1 protein-coding gene is annotated in these 743 nt (G+C 62.7%); it reads right to left on the bottom strand.

Features of this window, described 5'->3' with window-relative positions; genetic code table 11:
• Positions 1–74: 74 nt before the first annotated feature.
• Positions 75–530: an endonuclease domain-containing protein gene (locus FNJ47_RS46340; protein ID WP_163163489.1), complete on the bottom strand. Its 456-nt coding sequence runs from the start codon at positions 528–530 to the stop codon at positions 75–77.
• Positions 531–743 lie beyond the last annotated feature (213 nt).

Below are 743 nucleotides of genomic sequence, written 5' to 3'. Positions count from 1 at the left end.
AACCCTCCCCCGCAAGGGGGGAGGGAGCCTGACCAACGTGCTCACCTCACTTCGTAGCGCAACTGTTCCTGGCGTCACGGCTGCACCTCGCCATCGTTATCGGATGTGAGGGAGTCACCGGCGGAAGGGTTCCCTCCCCCCTTGCGGGGGAGGGTTAGGGAGAGGGGTGCCGCTTGCTCCGCAGCTTCCGCGATGCTCAGAACGACTCCTTCAAGACTTTTCATCACATCGTCGTTGGTGAACCGAAGCACGCGATAGCCGCGCGACCCAAGCCAGGCATCCCGTCGTTCATCGTGACGGATACGCTCCTCGAAATCGTGGCTCTCGCCATCGACTTCGACCACGAGCTTGCAGGAATGCGCGATGAAATCGGCGACGTAGCTGCCAATCGGCACCTGCCGGCGAAAGTTGAGACCGGCGAGACGATCGGCTTTCAGATGACGCCACAGCAAAGTCTCCGCGCGCGTCATCGTGCGACGGAGCTGCTTGGCGCGATCGCGCTGGATGTCGCTCACTTGAGTGTGCGGCATATTACTCACCCAGCCCTGAGTGTAAGGAGGCACCGGCGGACAGATTCCCTCCCCCCTTGCGGGGGAGGGCTGGGGAGAGGGGTAAGCCCCGGGCTCCGATTGAAGAGATGGTGCAATCTCTTTCAATCGACTCTGCGTGGGTTGCCGTGTCACGTCCTGCAGCGGAGCAAGCGGCACCCCTCTCCCTAACCCTCCCCCGCAAGGGGGGAGGGA

The sequence above is a fragment of the Bradyrhizobium uaiense genome, assembly GCF_010811875.1.
Taxonomy (GTDB): Bacteria; Pseudomonadota; Alphaproteobacteria; order Rhizobiales; family Xanthobacteraceae; genus Bradyrhizobium; species Bradyrhizobium uaiense.
Note: the sequence above shows the minus strand (reverse complement) of the source record. Positions and strands in the feature narration are given on the sequence as shown.

What these genes read in the sequence shown, in the direction of transcription:
- FNJ47_RS46340 (WP_163163489.1), bottom strand. Translation starts at nt 530, where the DNA reads ATGCCGCACACTCAAGTGAGCGACATCCAGCGCGATCGCGCCAAGCAG.